The organism is Pseudoalteromonas sp. UBA2102, assembly GCF_002331165.1.
In the GTDB taxonomy this organism is placed as follows: domain Bacteria; phylum Pseudomonadota; class Gammaproteobacteria; order Enterobacterales; family Alteromonadaceae; genus Pseudoalteromonas; species Pseudoalteromonas atlantica.
Map to the genome: position 1 here is coordinate 1 of NZ_DCYU01000019.1, position 21596 is coordinate 21596.

The 21596-nt window shown below is 39.5% G+C and carries 22 protein-coding genes and 1 tRNA gene; 18 read left to right on the plus strand and 5 right to left on the minus strand.

All coding sequences use genetic code 11. From position 1 onward, the window contains the following. The 6 genes from B2R65_RS01800 to B2R65_RS01825 form a co-directional block, all read left to right on the plus strand. The coding region (locus B2R65_RS01800; RefSeq protein ID WP_286740593.1) for a DUF4112 domain-containing protein at positions 1-304 on the plus strand (304 nt) is incomplete at its 5' end. A 121-nt stretch (positions 305-425) separates the two neighbouring features. Next, positions 426-1073 (plus strand): glutathione S-transferase family protein, encoded by a 648-nt coding sequence (locus B2R65_RS01805; RefSeq protein ID WP_138684538.1) that lies wholly within the window; start codon positions 426-428, stop codon positions 1071-1073. A gap of 101 nt (positions 1074-1174) precedes the next feature. After that, positions 1175-1729 (plus strand): elongation factor P hydroxylase, encoded by a 555-nt coding sequence (locus B2R65_RS01810; protein WP_248443131.1) that lies wholly within the window; start codon positions 1175-1177, stop codon positions 1727-1729. After that, positions 1719-2849 carry an ATP-NAD kinase family protein gene (locus tag B2R65_RS01815; protein ID WP_286740597.1) on the plus strand — a complete coding sequence of 377 codons (1131 nt, stop codon included), beginning with the start codon at positions 1719-1721 and terminating at the stop codon, positions 2847-2849. Before B2R65_RS01810 ends, B2R65_RS01815 begins: the two co-directional genes overlap by 11 nt. Before the next feature lie 4 nt (positions 2850-2853). Further along, positions 2854-3129, plus strand: coding sequence for a YfcL family protein (locus tag B2R65_RS01820; protein WP_004587288.1), 276 nt, complete (start codon positions 2854-2856; stop codon positions 3127-3129). A 151-nt stretch (positions 3130-3280) separates the two neighbouring features. After that, positions 3281-4837 carry an AbgT family transporter gene (locus tag B2R65_RS01825; RefSeq protein WP_286740599.1) on the plus strand — a complete coding sequence of 519 codons (1557 nt, stop codon included), beginning with the start codon at positions 3281-3283 and terminating at the stop codon, positions 4835-4837. A gap of 80 nt (positions 4838-4917) precedes the next feature. On the opposite strand, the gene B2R65_RS01830 is transcribed toward B2R65_RS01825, so the two are convergent. The 3 genes from B2R65_RS01830 to B2R65_RS01840 all read right to left on the minus strand — a co-directional run bounded on the left by B2R65_RS01830 (position 4918) and on the right by B2R65_RS01840 (position 7884). Beyond that, positions 4918-5253, minus strand: coding sequence for a hypothetical protein (locus tag B2R65_RS01830; RefSeq protein ID WP_286740601.1), 336 nt, complete (start codon positions 5251-5253; stop codon positions 4918-4920). Positions 5254-5640: 387 nt separating this feature from the next. After that, entirely contained in the window at positions 5641-7458 is a 1818-nt protein-coding gene (locus tag B2R65_RS01835) for a DEAD/DEAH box helicase (protein ID WP_004587284.1), read from the minus strand. Between the two features lie 162 nt (positions 7459-7620). Next, positions 7621-7884, minus strand: a complete 264-nt coding sequence (locus B2R65_RS01840) for a GrxA family glutaredoxin (protein ID WP_004587283.1) — start codon at positions 7882-7884, stop codon at positions 7621-7623. A 261-nt stretch (positions 7885-8145) separates the two neighbouring features. Between B2R65_RS01840 and B2R65_RS01845 the strand changes: the two genes are divergently transcribed. The 9 genes from B2R65_RS01845 (at position 8146) to B2R65_RS01885 (ending at position 17903) form a co-directional block, all read left to right on the plus strand. Next, positions 8146-9177: a response regulator gene (locus tag B2R65_RS01845; RefSeq protein ID WP_286740605.1), complete on the plus strand. Its 1032-nt coding sequence runs from the start codon at positions 8146-8148 to the stop codon at positions 9175-9177. 21 nt (positions 9178-9198) lie between these two features. After that, on the plus strand, positions 9199-9795 hold the full coding sequence (locus B2R65_RS01850) for a cysteine hydrolase family protein (protein ID WP_286740607.1): 597 nt from the start codon (positions 9199-9201) through the stop codon (positions 9793-9795). Then, positions 9788-12607, plus strand: coding sequence for a PAS domain-containing protein (locus B2R65_RS01855; RefSeq protein ID WP_286740609.1), 2820 nt, complete (start codon positions 9788-9790; stop codon positions 12605-12607). The genes B2R65_RS01850 and B2R65_RS01855 overlap by 8 nt, the downstream gene beginning before the upstream one ends. A gap of 537 nt (positions 12608-13144) precedes the next feature. Next, positions 13145-13435 (plus strand): hypothetical protein, encoded by a 291-nt coding sequence (locus B2R65_RS01860; RefSeq protein ID WP_286740611.1) that lies wholly within the window; start codon positions 13145-13147, stop codon positions 13433-13435. Between the two features lie 298 nt (positions 13436-13733). Continuing rightward, on the plus strand, positions 13734-14555 hold the full coding sequence (locus B2R65_RS01865; protein ID WP_223230600.1) for a putative bifunctional diguanylate cyclase/phosphodiesterase: 822 nt from the start codon (positions 13734-13736) through the stop codon (positions 14553-14555). 87 nt (positions 14556-14642) lie between these two features. After that, positions 14643-15014 (plus strand): Hpt domain-containing protein, encoded by a 372-nt coding sequence (locus tag B2R65_RS01870; RefSeq protein ID WP_024033793.1) that lies wholly within the window; start codon positions 14643-14645, stop codon positions 15012-15014. 11 nt (positions 15015-15025) lie between these two features. Then, positions 15026-16420: a sigma-54-dependent transcriptional regulator gene (locus B2R65_RS01875; RefSeq protein WP_064386793.1), complete on the plus strand. Its 1395-nt coding sequence runs from the start codon at positions 15026-15028 to the stop codon at positions 16418-16420. A 258-nt stretch (positions 16421-16678) separates the two neighbouring features. Beyond that, entirely contained in the window at positions 16679-17209 is a 531-nt protein-coding gene (locus B2R65_RS01880; RefSeq protein ID WP_054982203.1) for a peroxiredoxin-like family protein, read from the plus strand. Positions 17210-17456: 247 nt separating this feature from the next. Beyond that, positions 17457-17903, plus strand: a complete 447-nt coding sequence (locus B2R65_RS01885; RefSeq protein WP_004585880.1) for an Hsp20 family protein — start codon at positions 17457-17459, stop codon at positions 17901-17903. 58 nt (positions 17904-17961) lie between these two features. On the opposite strand, the gene B2R65_RS01890 is transcribed toward B2R65_RS01885, so the two are convergent. Both B2R65_RS01890 and B2R65_RS01895 read right to left on the minus strand, forming a co-directional pair. Beyond that, positions 17962-19518 (minus strand): cryptochrome/photolyase family protein, encoded by a 1557-nt coding sequence (locus B2R65_RS01890; RefSeq protein WP_286740615.1) that lies wholly within the window; start codon positions 19516-19518, stop codon positions 17962-17964. A 90-nt stretch (positions 19519-19608) separates the two neighbouring features. Beyond that, entirely contained in the window at positions 19609-20070 is a 462-nt protein-coding gene (locus B2R65_RS01895) for a globin (protein ID WP_121637199.1), read from the minus strand. A 376-nt stretch (positions 20071-20446) separates the two neighbouring features. Between B2R65_RS01895 and B2R65_RS01900 the strand changes: the two genes are divergently transcribed. The 3 genes from B2R65_RS01900 to B2R65_RS01910 all read left to right on the plus strand — a co-directional run. Further along, a tRNA-Met gene (locus B2R65_RS01900) sits at positions 20447-20523 on the plus strand. 280 nt (positions 20524-20803) lie between these two features. Then, entirely contained in the window at positions 20804-21259 is a 456-nt protein-coding gene (rimP, locus tag B2R65_RS01905; protein ID WP_004585883.1) for a ribosome maturation factor RimP, read from the plus strand. Positions 21260-21297: 38 nt separating this feature from the next. Then, positions 21298-21596 (plus strand): NusA N-terminal domain-containing protein (locus B2R65_RS01910; RefSeq protein WP_286740617.1); only part of this gene is annotated, 299 nt, incomplete at its 3' end.

Consider the following 21596-nt stretch of genomic DNA (forward strand, 5'->3'; position numbering starts at 1 on the left):
GCTTACAGACAGCAGCATTGGCATTCCTTTGACTAAATTTAATATTGGCCTAGAGGCTGTGATTGGTTTAATACCCGTTATAGGGGATGCTGCAGGACTTATTTTATCAAGCTATGTACTGGTAGAGGCGCAGCGATTAGGCGTAAGTAAACGCATAAAAACGAAGATGATCATTAATATGCTGATTGATTTTGTAGGCGGCTTAGTTCCATTTTTTGGCGATATATTTGATGCTTTTTTTAAAGCCAACACCCGCAACACCCGTTTATTAAAAAAACATTTAAATGCGCAGTTAGCTAATTGATAGTAATACTGTTTATTTTAGAGGCTTTAAATTTAGCATTAAGAATAAAAAAAACAAAGTGTTGTTGGTTGTTTAATCACCTAGTAAGGTAGGGAAGCCTATTCACTTTGGTATATACAAAATGCAATTATTTATCGGTAATAAAAACTATTCTAGCTGGTCATTACGCGCATGGTATTTAATGAGTAAATTTGATGTCCCGTTTGACGAAACCCAGCTTGTGCTCGACACCAGTGACTTTTACGACGAACTAAAACAACACTTCCACGTTCAAAAAGTGCCGGCGTTAATTGATGGTGATTTGCAAGTGTGGGACTCGCTCGCAATTTGTGAATATATTAACGATGCCCATTTATCGGGAGCAGGGTGGCCTAAATATATTACTCAGCGAGCTACAGCGCGCGCATTAAGCGCTGAAATGCATGCCGGCTTTATGGCACTGAGAAACGAAATGCCGATGAATATAAGAGCCACACGTAAAGTAACGCTTTCAAGTGCTGCACTAAAAGATATTCAACGTATTGATGAGATATTTGCTCAGCAGCAAGATATGTTTCCTAATGAATGGTTTTTTGGCGACTTTAGTATTGCCGATGCGATGTACGCCCCCATTGTACTTCGTTTAAAAACGTATCAGATTACCTTATCCCCAGCGGCGCAGCAGTATTGTGATTTTGTGATGCGTTGCCCTGTTTTGCAAAAGTGGATAACCCAAGCACTTACAGAAACCGATATAGTGCAGTGCGATGAGGCGGGAGTAGAGGTATAACTCGCTCATCACTTTTACTTTAAAGGTAAAAGCCCGTACAATTCGTCTCGTTTTTAGTGCGCTAATTTTGCGCTGTAACCGAGACGAATTAATCAGTTTTTATGCATCATATAGCCGATCTTATATCTATTTTCGATAGTGTTTTTTATCAAAGCCATAACACTCGCTTAGTAAAAGGCGATGATGAGCCTGTTTATCTACCTGCCAATAATACCCATAGTTTTAATCAAATTGTATTTGCCCACGGCTTTTACGCCAGTGCCCTACATGAAATAGCGCATTGGTTAGTGGCTGGCAATAAACGCAGAGAGCTTGAAGATTATGGGTATTGGTACTGCCCAGATGGGCGAGATAAACACCAGCAAGCTGAATTTGAAAACGTAGAAATAAAACCACAAGCCATAGAGTGGCTGCTCAGCACCGCTGCTGGCTTTGATTTTAATGTGTCGGTAGATAACTTGAACGGTGAGCAAACTTGCCGGTTTGATTTTCAGGCGCGAGTACACCAGCAAGTATTAATGTTATTAGAGCAGGGAGTTAACGCACGTACCCATGCATTATTAAAAGCGTTAAGTGATTTTTATAAAACACCGTGGCCGTTAACCGCTCAACAATTTAATTGGCACCACCCTCAGGAGTTACAAAATGCAGTTTAAGTTAGGCTTAATTATTAACCCTGTTGCAGGACTTGGTGGCAGCGTTGCTTTAAAAGGCAGTGATGGCGAAAACACTGCTGCAAAAGCAATTGAGCTGGGTGCGCAAGCCAAAGCTAACAGCCGCACACAGGCAGCCCTAGAAGTACTTGTACCCTATAAAGAGCAGTTAACAATTTATACTGTAAATGGCGATATGGGCGAAAAAGCAGCCCGCGGACTAGGCTTCAATGTTGAGGTAGTTTATACCGCCAATACCGTAACAAGCGCCGATGATACAGAGGCTAGCGCTAAACTACTTAAAAATTTAGGCGTAGATTTAGTCCTGTTTGCTGGTGGCGATGGTACTGCGCGCAATATTTGTCATGCCATAGAAGATACCGTGCCAGTGCTGGGTATACCTGCTGGCTGTAAAATTCACTCTGGCGTATATGCAATTACACCTAAAGCAGCAGGGCGCGTAGTAGAAATGCTAGTAAAAGGCGAGCTAGTTACACTTGCAGATGCCGATGTAATGGATATTGACGAAGAGGCGTTTAGGCAAGGCACCGTAAAAGCTAAGCGCTACGGTGAAATGCAAATACCAAGCGAAGTACGTTATGTACAAGCGGTTAAAAATGGTGGTAAAGAAACAGATGAATTAGTACTTGCCGACATTGCCGCGCATGTGGTGAGCGAAATGGATGAAGACACCTATTACATTATGGGTAGTGGCTCAACTGTTGAAGCAATAATGCAAGAAATGGGGCTAGATAATACTCTATTAGGCGTAGATTTAATTAAAGATCAAACCCTAGTTGCGCAAGACTTAACTGCTAAACAGCTACTTGAGTACACGCACGGGCAAGCTACTCAATTAGTGATTACATTAATAGGCGGGCAAGGCCATATTTTTGGTCGAGGGAATCAGCAGCTAAGCCCTGAGCTTATTCGCACCATTGGCAAAGAAAACATTATTGTGGTGGCAACTAAAACCAAATTACACGCGTTGAACGGGCGTCCACTTATTTGTGACACCGGCGACAGCGCTTTAGATGATGAATTAACAGGTTACATTAAAGTAACCACCGGCTATAACGACCATATTATGTATGCTGTCGGTTATGAAAACCAGGAGAAGTAACACAATGAGTTTAGTGAATTATATTGATGCTGCGCAGCAATACTTTGATGATTTAGTAATTAAAGCAACAGATGATGAGCTGTTCGCTGGTGGTTACTTGCGCGGACATTACGACCTTGCAGTAGGTTATGCAGAAGTAGAAGAGCTGACAATCTCTATTGATGAGCTCAACGAAACCGTGGAACAAAGCTTAGTAAAAGCATACCGCAATGGCGAGCTAAACGAAGAAGATAAAACCTTGGTTGTTAGGCTTTGGGAAGAAGTGAAAGCCCTCGCTTAACCGATGTTTAGTTCACAATTATAAAAACGCGGCGACGATAACGAAGCCGCGTTTTTTTATGCTCTATTTGTGCCCATAATAGATTTATTGGTTAATTTACTGTTACACATTAATAGTATATTGTTACTTAAACCTATTTTGGGAGCTTTAAATGAACAATAATAATCAAGCTGCGGTACCTACAGGGTTAATCGCGCGTTTTTTAAACTTTGTGGAGCGAGTTGGTAACAAACTTCCCGATCCGGCGATTATTTTCTTATTCGCTATGTTACTTATTTGGTTGTGCTCGTGGTTACTGTCGGGGGTGAGCTTTGACGCGTTAGACCCACGGACAGGCCAAGCCATTGTTGTAAATAACCTATTAGAGGGCGACTCACTCGCCTCATTTTTATCTTCTATGGTAAAAACCTTTACAGGCTTTGCACCGCTAGGGGTGGTACTGGTTGCCATGTTAGGTGTGGGAGTGGCTGAGCACTCAGGTTATATCAATACAGGCCTTAAGCTAATGCTTAAAGTTACCCCAAGGCAACTGCTAACCCCTTCAGTCATTTTGGTAGCTATTGTAAGCCATACAGCAACCGATGCTGGCTACGTATTAGTGATCCCATTAGCGGGTGTTATTTTCTTTGCCGCAGGGCGACACCCATTAGCGGGTATTGCAGCCGCATTTGCTGGTGTGAGTGGTGGATTTGGCGCTAACTTTATTCCATCAGGAATAGACCCATTACTGCAAAGCTTTACCCAAAGTGCGGCGCAAATTATTAACCCCGATATGTCGATTAACCCCCTTAATAACTGGGCGTTCACTTCTGCCTCGAGTTTATTTATTGTGTTATTAGGCTGGTATATCACTGACAAAATAATAGAGCCTCGGTTAAAAAACACAGCACTTAATGAAGACACCCAAAACTTACCCGCGTTTGATGAAGCTAAAAGTGATGAAAAACGCGCTTTTTTTATAGCCAGTAGCGTAATGATTGCGGGGCTTGCTTTACTTGCGTTTGTATCCGCTCCTGCCGATTCAGCATTGCGCAGTGCTGATGGCTCACTAACTAATTTTAGATCGCCCCTGATGCAATCTATCGTGCCTTTAATCTTTTTATTATTTTGGATACCCGGTGCCGTGTATGGTTTTACCGTTGGTACCTTTAAAAACTCAAAAGATATGATAGATGCGATGAGTACCGCGATGAGTGGCATGGCTTATTACATTGTAATGGCGTTTTTTTGTGCGTTATTTATTGCTGCGTTTTCAAAGTCTAACTTAGGGGCATTAATGGCCATTGAAGGGGCGCAGCTTTTAAAAGCAATGGAGTTACCCAGCGCCGTAATGGTTGTGGGTATTATATTTTTAACCGGCTTTGTAAACTTGTTCGTTGGCTCAAGCTCAGCAAAATGGGCATTACTGGGACCTATTTTTGTACCAATGTTAATGCAGCTAGGTATATCACCCGATTTAACCCAAGCGGCTTACAGAATCGGAGACTCTAGCTCAAACATAATTACGCCACTCATGCCGTATTTCCCATTGGTTGTGGTGTACTGCCAAAAGTACGTAAAAGATACTGGTATAGGCACGCTCATCGCGCTTATGATCCCTTACTCAATCGCGTTTATGATTGGCTGGAGTATTTTCTTACTAGGGTATTGGGCACTCGGTATTCCGTTAGGGTTAGATGCGAGTTACGTTTATCCGGCGTTACCTTAACTTAAACCTTAATTTATGAACCTCACTCACTTGAGTGAGGTTTTTATATAAAATTGCTGCAATGTAAAAAGAAGTTTTAATTACCTTTCTAATTCTCTCACTATATAGCCAAACAAACTGGCCTCACCAACAATATACACATAATCGTTTTTGTTATTCATTATTGTAGATTTATCGTCGTACCATCTAAAATCGTGCGTTTTGTTAGTTGTAGGGTCTTTAAAGTATAAACGAGTACAACTATCCTCATACTCAGTGCCACACTCTTGTACATCAGTGAGGATATATTCCTTATACCAATAATCGCCTTGCGTGTAGTAAGCCCATAACTCAATGGGGGCAGAGAGTAAAAAATAGAGAGTTGCATAGATTAACAAAGGGAGTAATGGGTAGATGAAGATTAATGATAACTTCATTTTTGTATCTGAAAAGCTATCTTTAAGGTGCTCTCTATAGTCACTGCAACGTCTATATTTTTTGATTACAAGTACATGGAGATAGATAAATGATGCCCCGCAAAAAATAGGAAGCGCTATATAAAAAATAGCCTCATAAATTTTATTTTCGATAAATGGCGGGTCGGTAAAATCCATTAACATAAGCATTGCAATGCTCAGTATTGGAAAGCTTATTATTGCTGCAAAGAGCAAGTTGTCATAATATTTTTTCAATTTTAATTCATCCGTGAATTATAGTTTTTTCTTAGTTTACAGAATTTTTATTTTTTACAAAAGCAGTGGCTTTAAAACAAAAAAACCTTGGCACTTTCGTGGCAAGGTTTTTTATAACGTAAGCTATAAAGCCTAGTTAGATGTGAAGCTCACAGGGCGACGTTCTTTACGAGGACCGCCACGCTTATCACCGCGTTGGTTGTCTTTGTTAAAGCTACGCTTTTTATCACCACTTGGGCGCTCAGCGCGTTCACCACGTGGCTCAGCTGGGCCTTGATCTTGTGTTAGTGTCATACCCATTGGGCGTTTACAAATAAACACTTTTTGGAAGTGATCAAGTACATCTTTAGGCATGTTTTGCGGTAATTGTACCGTACTGTGACTGTCGTGTAGACGAATGTCACCAATAAACTTGCTTGAGATATCAGCTTCGTTAGCAATCGCGCCAACAATGTTTTTAACCTGTACACCGTGCTCACGACCCACTTCGATACGGTAAGTATCCATAGGGCCTGCATCGCGGCTGTTACGCTCGCGAGGTTTACGCTCAGGGCGGTCACCACGTTCGTTACGACGACGGTCATTACGATCGCCACGCTCGTTACGTGTATTACGCTCGTTGCGAGGTTGAATCTTAACTTCTTCAACTTTAATTGGCGACTGTTGCTGTGCTAAACACAGTAATGCACCCGCTAGGTCTTCTAAAGATAAGTCTAGTTTTTGTGCCATGCTAGCAGCAACTTCATTGAAGAACGTAATGTCTTTGTTTTCAAGAGCAAGCGTAAGCTTTTCTTTTAACGCATTAATACGTTTTTCTTCAACTACTTTAGCTGTAGGTAGCTCAACTTGTGCAATTTCAGACTTAGTATGGCGAATAATATTTTTAAGCAAGTAACGTTCGTTATGCTTAACAAATAAAATTGCTTTACCAGTACGACCAGCACGACCTGTACGGCCGATACGGTGAACGTAGGCTTCTGAGTCTTGTGGAATATCGTAGTTGATAACTAAGCTTAAACGGTCTACATCAAGACCACGTGCTGCTACGTCTGTTGCAATAACAACGTTTAGCATACCGCTTTTTAAGCGATCTACCGTGCGTTCACGTGCTTGCTGGTTCATGTCACCATTAAGTGGCGCAGCAGAGAAACCTTCGCGCTCTAGTAACTCAGCAAGTTGCACAGTGTCGTTACGTGTACGTACGAAAACAATAGCACCTTCGTATTGCTCTGCTTCTAAGAAACGAACAATGGCTTTGTTTTTATGTACGTGTGCATTCCAAAACACTTGCTCAACAGATGATACAGTTGAGTTACGCGCAGATATATGAACCTGTTCAGGGTTATTCATATATTTGCTGCTGATGTTTTGAATTTGCTTAGGCATGGTCGCAGAGAAAAGACATGTTTGCTTTTCGCGCGGTGTTTTTTCCATGATGTTTTCAACATCATCGATAAAGCCCATACGTAACATTTCATCGGCTTCATCAAGTACAAGTGCTTGTAAAGCATCAAACTTGATAGTGCCACGGTTTATGTGATCGATTAATCGACCCGGAGTAGCAACAATAATTTGTGCGCCACGACGAAGTGCGCTTAATTGAATGCTGTAGCTTTGGCCACCGTACAGTGCTAATACTTCAACACCACGAGTACCTTTTGCATATTGTTCAAATGCCTCAGCAACTTGGATCGCAAGCTCACGTGTTGGTGTGAGTACAAGGATCTGTGGCTGTTTCACAGACGGGTCAATATTGTTTAGTAACGGCAGTGCAAATGCTGCAGTTTTACCTGTACCCGTTTGTGCTAGTCCCAGTACGTCCTTTCTTTCTAGCAATAACGGTATACATTGAGCTTGGATTTCAGATGGTGTCTTGTAACCCAACTCTTCAACTGCCTTTAAAATTGCAGGAGAAAGATTTAGAGATTCAAACGTGACTGGTTCTGACATTAATACGCCTCAACGAATTTAAAGAGGCGCGCATTGTATAGGAAATACGAGGCAATTGCTTGTATAAATTACAACTAATTTGTATGTGGTTGATGTTGGTCGAAATTTAACCAGTTTAAATATTTGATTTTTTAAACTGGTTAACAAGCTATATACAAAGCGTTATTTATATAGGCCTAGATTTTCTTTTGCGTAAGCTTCAAATTCAGTAAATCCACCAATGTGAGTTTGATCTACAAAAATTTGTGGCACAGTTGGGCATGGTTTTCCTGCAGACTTTTCTAAATCCGCTTTGCTAATGCCTTCTTTGATAATATCGATGTAACGAAACTTAAAATCATCACGCTCATTTGATAGTTGCTCGGCAACATCTTTAGCACGTACACAAAATGGGCAGCCTTCGCGGCCAAAAATTACTGTAAGCATAATACTCTCCTCAATTTAGTTGGCTTCATATTAAACGATTAATTAATAATTTAAAGCGCAAAAAATCGATTGGTTAATTCTGTTTTACTGTTAACTCGCTTAATTACTCATTTGCCATGCATTTTGAATTGCAATTTGCAAAAGCGCATTTATGTAAAGGATGTGTAATTTTTAAATCTAATGAATTCATCGTATTAGTAAAGGCGCTGCAAGTGGCATGTAAATTGATATTTAACTACAGAGCCATTCTTATTAGGAACGATGATGAGTAATAACAGCCATGTTTTAGAAATTATTCAAGGGGTAATTGCCCGCTTTTGCAAAGCAGACAACACAAATGTGGCAATTACACTCATCAACAAATTACAGTGTAATTATATTTGTTTACAGGTGTCTCCTGAGCAAATGATTATCCAGTGTGAAGCGTTTATTTTACCTTCGCTAAAAGCCGCTAAAAGCCATTTTGTGCTAACAGTAGAGGCCAATTTACAGGGTATTAATTTAAATTACTGGGTAGATTCGAATCCTGAAATGCACACCATTGATATACACGGTTTACTAGCAACCCGTGAGCCAATTTCATCGGTAGATACAAACAAAGAGTTTATTAGCGCAGCTAATAGTAAAGACGACTTAGAGCAAAGCATTCATTACCTAGTTAATTTAAGTGCGCAAAACTATGGGTTAAAACTCGCCGACAGCAACCACACCAACGCTTTAAAAATTGAAGATGCGCGTCACCTATCTGCAGAGCAACTTGCGAGTGATTTTTTAAATAATGGGGCGTCTCAGAGTATAAAAATTTGCGCATTTAATGCGCTCAGTGAGCTGCAAAGCCATCACGCTATTTCTCAACCTGTATTGGCGTGGCCGTTTTTTGATACTGACTTAGTAAATGCGGTTAATAATTTAAATACCCACAGCAAATTATCTGTATTGGTTGCTGATGACAGCTTGCCAAGCCAAGTTGCGACCAAAGTCATGCTTGAAATGCTTGGCTGCGCAGTAACCTGTGCAGAAAATGGCTCAAGTGCCTTACTTATTGCCCAGCAAGAACCTTTCGATTTACTGCTGTTAGATGAGCGTATGCCAGGTATGTTTGGCAGTGATGTAGCTCAGCAGCTTATTAAACAAAACACCCCAAACGACAACACGCCAAAAGTTATTTTAACGGGCATTACTGAGGAGCAACAAATTGCTCAGTTGTTCGAAAAAGGGGTGACGCACTATCTTCAAAAACCGGTAACAAAAGCTGTATTAGAAGAGTTTATTAAGCCTTGGCAAGCTGCCTAAAGGCCCGTTTAGGAGGACGTTATGAACGATTTATCAAAAACAGCTTTGCTGCTCATTGGTTTTCAAAATGATTACTTTTCGCCTGATGGCATTTTATACCAAGTGGTTGAAGAGTCATCAAGAGTAACCGGCGTGGTAAATAACACGTTAGCGCTGCTAGACAAATACATAGATAAATTTGCATTAGTGCTCAGTACGCCTATTCACTTTACACAAGATTATAGCGAGCTTAAAAACCCAATTGGTATTTTAAAAGTGATTGCCGAAGTAGGGGCTTTTAAAGCCGACTCTTATGGTGCTCAAGGCATTAAAGAATTTGATAAATATGGCAGACGTATTATGCAAATACCCGGTAAACGCGGGTTAAATGCGTTTACTCATACAGAGCTTGCAAATGTGCTTAATAAAAATGGCATCACTAACATTGTTTTAGCAGGCACGGTGACCTCTATTTGCATTGACTCTACGGCGCGTTCAGCGGTAGAGCTTGGCTTTAATGTGACGGTACTTAATGACTGTACATCAAGCAGAACGCCGTTTGAGCAATCATTTTACTGTGAAGAGGTTTTTCCGCTTTATGCCAAGGTGTGCAGCCACACAGAATTAGTAAATGAATGAGGCGCATATGGAAGAAAAAGACGAGCTACAAGTACAAGTTCATTACGCGCTAATAGAGCAGCTTTCTGCAAACACCCGCAGGCAAACTAAGTTACTTGCCTTACTTGATGAATGTGTATTTGAATGTGATAAACATTTAGTGTTTAGCTACGTGAACGAAGCATGGCTTAATAAGTTGGGTTTTACGCCGGCCATGCTCATAGGTAAAAAAATCACATCGCTGTTAGAGACCAAAGACTCGTTAAAGCTGTCAGCGTATATTGAGTCTATTTTTGAAGGCGTTTTTAGTGCCAGTATAGAGCTGCAAGTAAAAAATAATGACGGCCTTACTAACTGGTTTGAAATGCGCTTGGCTTGCGACGATAGCGGCGGGTTTATTGGCTCGTTACACGACATTCAACGACATAAAGACTACCAATACTTACTCACCCAGCAACAAGAGTACGCTAAGCGACTTTCTTTAGTGGCAAGCCACACCAATAATTTAGTTATAATTACCGACCGATTTGGCAAAATAGAATGGGTTAATAAAAGCTTTGAAACGCTTACTAGTTATAAATGTGAAGAAGTCATCGGGCTTAGCCCCGGTAAACTGTTGCAAGGGCCTAAAACAAGCCTAGAGTCGCGCCAGTTAATGGCTAAAGCGATTAAAAATGCCGAGCCTTTTCAAATAGAAACCGTTAATTATGATAAAAATAAAAACGAATACTGGGTTGCTATTGATGCTACCCCTGTAAAAGATGATGACGGTAATGTTAAGCATTTTATAGCCATAGAAACCAACATTACCCAGCGTGTAAAAGCTGAACAAGCCATGGCAGAAATAGAATATAACTACCACTCTGTAGTCGATAACATCCCTGATATTGTATTGAGGTTAGATGCGCAGGGCGGGTTATTGTTTATGAACAAAGCATGGCAAGATTTTTTCCAAACAGACATAAATAAACACCTTGGCTTACCCATTGCTAATTTTGTAATGGGTGAGGATGTGGAAAAGCTAAACACAGCTCTTACAGGCTACAGTAGTGGCAATCGAGAAGTTAAACGTTTGGATATTAGGTTAACCAACGCGCTTAATGAGCCAAATTGGGTTGAAATGACCCTCACACCCATTACCTCATTTAATGGCACACACTTAACGTCTATAGCGGCGACCGTGGTTGATATTCAAGAACGTGTGATAGCTGAACAAATACTCTTAGATGCTAAGCACCAGGCTGAATCGTTGGCTGAGTCTAAAAGTCGCTTTATGGCCAATATAAGCCATGAAATACGCACACCTTTAAATGCAGTGATTGGCTGTGCAGATATCTTACACGACACGGGGCTCACAACAGATCAAAAACGTTACACCCAAATGATTAAAACAAGTTCAGATGCATTATTGAGTATTTTAGATGACGTGCTGACCTACTCACGCTTTGAAGCACAAGCAATCTCAATAGATAATCAGCCATTTAGCCTCGATATTTGCTTAGAAGAGGCTATCGATATTGTAAGTGAAAGCGCCGTGCAAAAAGGCCTCGAACTTATTTTTGATCTGCACCCTGATGTTCCTGCGCAGGTGGTGGGCGATCATGGTCGTACAAGGCAAATTGCAATAAATTTACTCTCAAATGCCATTAAGTTTACTCAAAAGGGTTCACTTATAGTGACAGCACAGTGTGTTGAGTTTGAAAATAATAAATTTACGTTGCAGCTTAGCTTTAAAGATACAGGAATAGGGATTGCGCAAAACAAGCTCGAGAGTATGTTTAAGCCGTTTATACAATCGGATAACTCTATCACTCGGGAATATGGCGGCAGTGGCTTAGGTTTAGCCATATGTAAGCAAATATGTGATGCTGCAGGGGGCAGCATTACTGTTAACTCGCAGTTTGGTAAAGGGAGTGAGTTTATTGTGAATTACCCTTTATTAATAGATACAAGCGAGCAGGTGCAAAGAGAAGGCTTTTCTGCCAGAGCCAAAAAGCCCTATGTGTGTGTGATAAGTAAAAACTTGCCATTAAACAATGCGATAGAGCATATGCTTACTCGCCATTCGATAGATTTTTCACGCCTTGAAAACATCGAAAAGCTAGACAGTATCGATACGCCCGACGCTATTGTTACCACTAACAAAGCCGATTTAGACGCAGCGCAACAATTTTTAAAAAGTCACAAGAGCCTAAATAAACCGTGTTTATTACTCATAGACCTACTGGGTAAAAACCAAAAAACAGAGGCGCCGAGCTCTGGTATGTTGATGTTTAATGGGCCTTTTAAGCCTTCGCATTTACCCAGAGCGATTGCTGCGCTTGAGGAAGAGCTTTTTCATCTTGATATTATTTTTACTAATAAAAAAGAAACTACACTAAACACAACCACTATTAATGCTCAGCCATTTAAAGGTACGCACGTACTCGTGGTTGAAGACAATAAAAATAACCAAATTGTGATTCAGCAATTTTTAGAGCAGCAAGGGTGCTTAGTTAAAATAGCCAGTAATGGGCAAGAGGCGATTGAAAAAGTTAAAACGCAAACAATAGATTTAATATTTATGGATATTCAGATGCCAATTTTAGACGGTATTTCTGCCACTAAAAAAATCAGAGAGTTAGCTATTGTCACCCCTATTATAGCGTTAACAGCGAATGCGATTCATGGTGATAAAGAGCGTTTTATTAAAGCAGGAATGAATGACTATTTAGCTAAACCAATTATTAGCGAAAAACTCAATTTGCTCTTAAATCAATACTTACCAAAACTTAATGACGCTAAACACTCTAAGTTAGAGCGCATTAACGAAATTTGGTCATTATTAAAGTAACAAGCAATGCAACCGTGCTTTTAGGTTAATAGTTATAGATGGCCTTAAGGTATTTTGATTAAAGTTTTAGTTGTTAAGTAAATAAACATAAATAGTGGGTTTAGCAAAAATTTAACCTAAAAAGGTTAAAATTGACTGTTTTCTCAAAAAAAGCGATGGCATTGAGTAATGCGTAGTCAATTACTTTTACTGCCTAAAAAGCCTTAATGTATTAAGCAAAACTGTAAATAATGCTGAAATACTAATCCTTTTTAATTGATTGGGTTGTGTAGGTTGGTTCTTAATAGTTATTTTTAATTTGGTTTGCATTTTGCAAATCAAAATGAAATTGAATCTCATAATTCAAATATCCGCTCAGCTATTTTTTATTCTCCCTATCAAAGTAATTCATTTACCCATTGATTTATAAAGACTTAAATTTTTTATCATCATTAAATTTATTATGGCATGGCTTTCGCAATATAAACACCAAGTAGAGCGAAGTTATCGTTGATATAAATTTGCTAAGTAGTTAAATCAATTTTAAGGGTGTCCATTATGCAAACTAATACTAAAGTTAAACAGCAACCAAAAAAAATGTCTTTTGTTCTTACGCCAGAGTTAATGGTGCTGTCTATTATTATTGTTGCAGCTGTTATTGTTGGTGCAACAGCACTGCGAGGCACCGTTACTATTGAACCTGTTAATAAAGGCAATACCGAGATGTTCACCAATAAATTTAGCAATAGTGATTTAGATAATGCCAATATTGAAAGCAACACATTAAACTACGCTCAAAACATAGATGAGCAATCTGCCCAATCAGGCACACAAGGTTTAAACAACTAAACAATACTTCTCCTTTAGTATTTATTTCGGCTGACTCTAAGCAATTAGGTCAGCCTTTTTATTTTTAAAGCCACTTTATACCCAAACCATCGCTTACTCCTGCTCCCACTTTAAATCAGCTTGCGTGTCAGTGTGATTTGCAAAATGCAAATATACCTATCAATAATTTTAGACTAACAGCCCACTTTTAACTAATTGAATTTTATGTGTTTATTTTTTATTTTGACGGGTCGTTTTGGTCTGCAATTTGCAATTTATGTAACAAGCTTACGGTGAGCCCTTATTTGTGGAGAAATTTATGAATGCTTTTAAAAGTTTAGAGCCTATCAATACGGTCAACATTGCACGCTGGCATGAACTTGAGCAAATTATGGCTCATGCAATGAAAAACCATTGTTTTAATATGGTGTACCAGCCGCTTGTATCTTTAACAAGTGGGCAATTAGTTGGCTTTGAATCATTAGTGCGCTGCGAATCTTCACGCTATGGTGTTGTTGGCCCAGATGAATTTATTCCGCATGTAGAACAGTCAGGTATGATTTTAGATTTAGGTGATTGGATTTTTAAGCAAACCCTAAGCGATTTAAGCCAAATGAGAAAAATAGGTATGAATGATATAACTATTTCATTGAATATTTCGCCGGTACAAATTATTGAAGGGGATGTGTTTTCTAAAGTAATGAGCTTACTTGATAAGTATAAAATAGACCCCGCAGCTATAAAAGTAGAATTAACAGAAACAGCATTAATAAAAAGTCCGCAGCGTATTGCTAAAACATTTGAGCATTTTCATAAAGAAGGGGTAAAAATTTGGCTAGACGATTTTGGAACGGGCTATGCCTCTTTAGGCCTTTTAAGGCAGTTTAATATTGATGGGCTAAAAATAGATCGCAGCTTTATAAGTGGCATTACAACGAACAATGAAGACTTTACCCTGTGTAGCGCAATTATTGCTATGGCGCAAAGACTCGGGTTAGAAACCATTGCTGAGGGGATTGAACAGCGCGAGCAATTACAAATATTAGAGCAGCTAGGGTGTGATGTAGCACAAGGTTACTTACTCGGAAGACCAAGCAGTTTAGCTAATAATACGGCGACATGGGTAAAAATGTACACTTAACTTAATGTTCAGATTTGCAAAATGCGAAAAACGACTTACTCTAAAAGTATAAAAGCTTTGTATCACAATAATAAATAAAGGCCTAATATGCCAATACCTGAAGAATATATTGATAACACCATCACTCAAGCTCATGTGCTAGCGCAATTAGAGCAAGATGTTGGCTCACTCACTTTAGTAAGGCTGGTAAACTTATTTATTAATGAATTAGAAGAAATGCGAGTTCGTCTTAAAAATGCAATTGATGAGCAAGATGAAGATAATATTAAAGATATAATGCACGTACTTAAAAATTCTGCGGCGCTATATGGCGCATTAACTTTGGCAGCCCTTGCCAGTCAATTACATGATTACCCCCCCGTTACCATTGATGAAAATATTCACGCTGCTCAGATCGTTCAACATAATCTAGAAAAAACCCACGCTGCATACCAAGTTATTGCTAATAATATTACCTAAAAGGCTCTGCCATGAACGATTCTCAAAAAAAATCACTGGTTTACATAGTAGAAGACAGCATTGCAAGCGGGGCTCTTTATGCGAGTCAATTAGAGCAAGCAGGGCACGAATGTAAACACTTTACCGATGGCTACTCTGCCTTGGTAGGTATAAAAGAGATGATGCCTGATGTCATTGTCCAAGATGTTTGTTTACCCGATATTAGTGGCTTAGAAGTGCTGCAGTTTGTTAAAAAGCAAGAAAAGCCCGCTAACGTAGTCATGATCACCTCAAATAGCTCTATTGATGTTGCAGTAGAGGCAATGCGTTTAGGTGGTTTTGATTTTTTAGAAAAACCGTTTTCAGGCCAGCGCTTAGTGAGCGCCGTAGATAGCGCGCTTTCGCAAAAAGCACCTCCTGCAGTTAAAATTCAAGAACAAAAAGCGCAAAACACTTCCGGGTTTATTGGTGAATCGTTAGCAATGCAAACGGTGTTTAGGCTTTTAGATAGTGCGGCGCGAAGCAAAGCATGTGTTTTTATTACAGGTGAGAGTGGCACAGGTAAAGAGGTGTGCGCGCAAACTTTGCACGACACTAGCCCACGAAGTGAAGGGCCGTTTATTGCAATTAACTGTGCTGCTATTCCAGGAGAGTTATTTGAGTCAGAGTTTTTTGGCCATGTAAAAGGGGCCTTTAGCGGAGCGCTAAGTGACAGGAAAGGGGCTGTAGAAGTTGCAAACGGCGGTACTTTATTTTTAGATGAGCTGTGTGAAATGGAGCTCAACCTACAGGCTAAGTTATTGCGTTTTTTACAAACGGGTGCGTTTAATCGGGTAGGTAGTAGCGAGGTTTTACACAGTAATGTAAGGCTAGTGTGTGCAACAAATAGAAGCCCTGTAGTTGAAGTTGCCGAAGGGCGTTTTAGAGAAGATTTATACTATAGGCTTAATGTTATTCCTGTAAAGTTACCTCCGCTACGCGAGCGAGCTGGCGATATAATGTTGCTTGCAAAGCATATTTTAAAGCAAAAAAGTGAAAGTAACGCTAAGTTATTCCATCGCTTTTCAAAAGAAGTTGAAAACCTTTTTTGCAACTACGATTGGCCCGGTAATATCCGCGAGCTGCAAAATGTTATCGAAAATATCGTTGTTATCAACGAGGGTGACGTAGTTGAGTTAGATATGTTGCCAAGCTCATTTGGTGTTAATTCTGCTATTCCAATCAAAAATACCAGCTCGTCTCAATCTGCAGAGCAAATACAAACTAACTCGCTTATGGGCGTACACGACATAGAGCCCCTGTGGCAAGTTGAAAAAAGGGCAATAGAGTCGGCAATAGCCGTATGCGATGATAACATTCCACTTGCTGCGGCCTATTTAGGCGTAAGCGCCTCGACTATTTACAGAAAAATAAAAGGCTGGAGTTAGCTTTACGCTTCTTGCTCACATCTTCTTGGTGTTTATACTGTGCTAATGCTACTTAAAAAGAGCAAGATGCCTGTTTTATCTAACATTTTATTATTCTGCTTACAGCTTATAATTCTCCTAATCATATTAAACAAGGCTACTTAATAAAAGCGAGTCGCCTGCCATTTCGTTCTCAGTTACATTTTCATGGTTGAAATAAACAAAGATACCCTAAGCTCTATTACTACACCCTAAGTTTAATAGTAAAAGGAGATCATAATGAGTAACGTTAATTTACAGCCAGCGAGTGTAATGCAGCCTTTAGTGGTAAGCGATTTAGATAACAATGACGTGAATTTAGTTGACCGCGTAAGCGACAAACCTTGGAAAATGATAGTGGTGTACAGAGGCCAGCATTGCCCTAAATGTACCGAGCAACTCAATGAGCTTGCAACAATGCATGACGATTTTGCCAGCGCAGGTGTAGAAGTTGTAGCAGTAAGTGGCGATAGCGAAGAGCAGCTTAAAAAGCATCTTGAAAAAATAGACGTAAATTTCCCTCTTTATTACAATTTAACCATTGAGCAAATGACTGATTTAGGCTTATACATTAGTGAACCGCGCAGTGATGCTGAAACAGATCACCCATTTGCTGAGCCTTGTATTATTGTCTTAAACGAAGATAACCAAGTACAGATGCTTGATAAATCAAATAGTCCATTTGTTCGCCCAAGCCTTAAGCAGGTGCTAGGCGGTATTAAATTTTCACGCGAAAACGACTACCCAATTCGCGGTACTTTTATTAAGTAACGTGTATTGAGTAATTTGATGAATATACGAAGAGGGCACATTTTTGTGCCCTTTTTTATTTTTTTTCACTTTTTTTAATTTAATTACTTGAAAACTATTTTACTGCCCATAAATAGTTTAGTGAGGACGCCTGATGGGTCCCAAAAAATACAGAAGTTATTGAAATTTATATTATTAATTTAATTATGTTGTACTTGTTCAAACGAAAAGTAACAACATTATATCGCTTAAATATGAGGATATTATTATGCGTACAGTAGACTTATCACCACTTTATCGTTCATTCATCGGCTTTGATCATTTAGCATCTTTAATGGATGCGGCAGCTCGTACAGACAAGCAGCCTAGCTTTCCTCCTTATAATATCGAAGCACTAGATAAAGACAAATACAGAATCACTATGGCCGTTGCTGGTTTTAGTGAAAATGAACTGACCATTGAGTCAGAGAACAACACTTTAAAAGTTGCAGGCACTAAACCAAACAAAGATGAAAATGAAGAGCGCAAGTTTATTCATCAAGGTATTGCGGAACGTAACTTTGAGCGTAAGTTTCAACTTGGGGATCATGTAAAAGTACTCGGTGCCGATTTAGCCAACGGTCTGCTTAGCATTGATCTAGAGCGCGAAATCCCAGAAGCACTTAAACCTCGTAAAATTGAAATTGGCGGTGGAAACCTAATCGAAGGTAAATAATCGCTAATAAACATTTTCCCTGATTGTAGCCGCCTCAACTGAGGCGGCTTTTTCGTTTTTATAACTCGTTTATATGCGTTAAATAATAATTTGCTTGGGCTAAGGTCTGCTGTTGAAGTTGAGGTGTTTGTTTATCCCAGTTTCTATAAACCATGCCAATACGTGGATTTTTTTCAAGTAATGCGCGGTGTTTATCCATAAATTGCCAATATAAGCTGTTGTAAGGACACGCCTTCTCACCTACTTTTTGCTTAACATCATAATGACAGTTTTTGCAGTAATCGCTCATTTTATTGATGTAATTACCACTGGCTGCATAGGGTTTAGTGGCAATAATGGCATCATCTGCAAATTGGCTCATGCCACGGGTGTTAGGCATTTCAACCCATTCAATGGCATCAATATAAACCCCTAAATACCACTGGTCGACTTCATTAGGGTCGATGCCTGTTAATAAGCAAAAATTACCAATGATCATTAATCTTTGAATATGATGAGCGTATGCGGTGTCTAAGCTCTGCGTTAATGCGTGGCTTAAACAGTTCATTTTTACATTACCCTGCCAAAAGTACCCCGGTAACGACTGGTTAGCCTGTAATTGGTTTTTTTGTGCATAGTCGGGCATGTTTGCCCAATATATACAGCGAACATATTCACGCCAACCTAAAATTTGCCTAACAAAGCCTTCTACTTGAGAAATCGAAATTGTGTCGGGATGAGCATTAAATTCGTCAATTACACGCCTAATAACGTACAGCGGGTGGATTAACTTGGCGTTTAAAGCAAATGATAAACGGCTATGGTACAAGCTAGCGTTATTTGTAACTTGGTCGGTCATTGCATCTTGAAACTGGCCGAAATTTTTTAGTAGGTGGATACAAAAATACTCTAAACACGTTTTGGCTTGTTTGCGAGTGAGCGGCCATGGCAGCTGCTGAGGATTTATTTCACCAAAGTAATTTACGTTATGTTTTTTAAGTCTGCTAATGATAGAGCTTACATCGTTATTAAATAATTTTGGCGGGGGGATAGCGTTTAAATCTGCTTTTTTAAATTTGTTTCTGTTATTACTATCAAAGTTCCATTGACCTCCTTGCGGGCTACTCCCATCCATAAGAATAGCGTATTGCTTGCGCATAGCACGATAAAAGTGCTCCATAGTCACATGTTTGTTTTTTTCAAACCGCTCGTTAATACGCTCAAATGGCAGCATAAAATGCTCGGTGTCATAGGCTTTAACAAGAAGATCAGACTCTTTTTTAAATTTACTTAACTGTGCTTTAAGGCGAAATTCATCAGGGTATTGATAATGTATTTCAGAGCAATGGTACTGATTAGCAATGCGCGTGAGTAAATCAGGCAAGGTTTTGTCTTGGTGGGTATCATCAAGGGTGAGGTGCAGTGTGCTGTAATCCGCGCTTTGTAAAGCTGTAGCAAAACGCTCCATCGCATAAAAAAAAGCACATAACTTTTGTACATGGTGCTTAACGTAATTGGTTTCTTGTTTTAACTCGGCAATTAAATAAAGCGTATCAGGCTCTTTTTCTTTAAACCACGAATGCGAAGCATTAAGTTGATCACCTAAAATTAGGCGCAACACTTTATAATGAGCCATAGACCACCTAAATTTGGTTGTACGTAAAAAGCGACAACGTGGATCTAGGTAGTTTGCTCATACGTGCATAAAAGCTAAAGCTTGTGTTACTTAAAGCTTACTTGAGCGAAGTTGAGTGATTTTTTGCTCAAGCGAAATAACATTTGTTTTGTTAAACAAGGTTGTATTAGCAAAGCTTTCAAAATAACGAAGCGCTTTTTGCCAAGCAAACTGTGTTTGTGCGGTGAATAAACGCCCTAAGTGCTCGTTTAAGGTATCGTAAAAGGCATCGCACAGTAGCGATATTTCTTTTGGTGTAACGCCCATCTTTTTTAAGTATTGCAAGTGAAAGGTTAAAAATGGGGCAACAGAAGATGGGTTATCTAAATGCCTAACTATACGTTCTAAAACACAATATAAAATATAACTTTTTTCGTTAAAATAAGCGGCACTTGGGTACTGCATTGTTATATTTGACTCTTCAAGCTTTGCATGAAAGCGCGCGGTAAACGCATGAAAGTTTGGCTTAACTATATGCAAACTTTTAATTAACTGTGGCTGATAAGTATTCATTAGCAATCTCATTAAATTTTGTAATTTTTATTTTTATCCACATCGGTGAGCTTTTAGTATAGTGCGTTGCTCAAATATCGCACGTAATCTAAACGTAAAAAGCACAAAATTGTATCAGTTTTATGAATTTTAGATATTTTATTTATGAATATATGGCTTTTTACGTACATATTAGTGACGTTACGATTACCATTTTAACGTCTGCATAATCATAGTACATACTGGTGAAGCTTAAAATGGGGGGTCACTGATTTTATCAAACTTATTAGTTATTATGGTTGCTAATTACCCCGTATATCCTTATAATAGCCGCCATTGTTTAGCGGTTGATTAACCACTAACAGCGATATTGAATTTTAGGTTTAATATCTATTGGCGCGGGATGGAGCAGCCTGGTAGCTCGTCGGGCTCATAACCCGAAGGTCGTCGGTTCAAATCCGGCTCCCGCAACCAATTTTTATAGTAGGTATATCCTTACTAATTCTATATCGCGCATTCTAAGTAATGCGCGTTTTGCGTTTAAGCTAATGTAGTTTAATTTGGTCAGTGTAATGACCCGCAGCCAAGCTTGGCCTGAGGCCACACAGTTTTATGCTTTATTGGTGTGACGCCCCGCTTGGTTCGGGGCGTTGTTGTATCTGCACCATTGATTTATGGCTTTGTCATTAAATCAAAACTTAAACTCAGTATTTTAGGGCTATAAGCCCTTTTTTTGTTTGTATGGAGGATTTTCGTGACAAAACTTGAGCAAGATTTATTAACCATGCTTACGCCTGCAGTAGAAATGTTAGGCTTTGAATTACATGGTCTTGAGTTTGTACAAGCAGGCCGCCATTCTACCTTAAGGGTTTATATTGACCATGAGGATGGAATATCTGTTGATAATTGTGCGGATGCGAGTCGCCAAATTAGTGCGATTTTAGACGTCGAAGACCCAATTACAAACGAATATGATTTGGAAGTATCGTCTCCTGGTGTTGATCGTCCATTATTCAAACAAGATCACTACGAGAAGGCGCAAGGAGAGGAAGTACGCGTGCGTACTAAGCTTCCACAAGACGGTCGCCGTAATTTTAAAGGCGACTTAGTAGCAGTTAGCAGTGATATGATCACACTTAAAAGCGATGGCGAAGAGCACTTAATCATGCTTAGCAATATCGAACGTGCGAACATCATCGCAAAGTTTTAATTCGAGTGCGAAGGAATAGGGCAAGCGAGGCATTACCCATGGCAAAAGAGATATTATTGGTTGCTGAAGCCGTTTCCAATGAGAAAGCGGTTCCAAAAGAAAAGATTTTTGAAGCGTTAGAGTTCGCTCTAGCAACAGCGACAAAGAAAAAACACGATGGCGAAATTGAAGTACGTGTATCAATCGACCGTAAAACCGGTGATTACGACACGTTCCGTCGTTGGCAGATTGCAGAAGTTCAAGAAGATGGTTCTTTAGAAAACCCTTACAGCGAAATCACATTAGAAGCAGCTCAAGTTGAAGAACCTGACTTGCAACTGGGTGATTATGTTGAAGA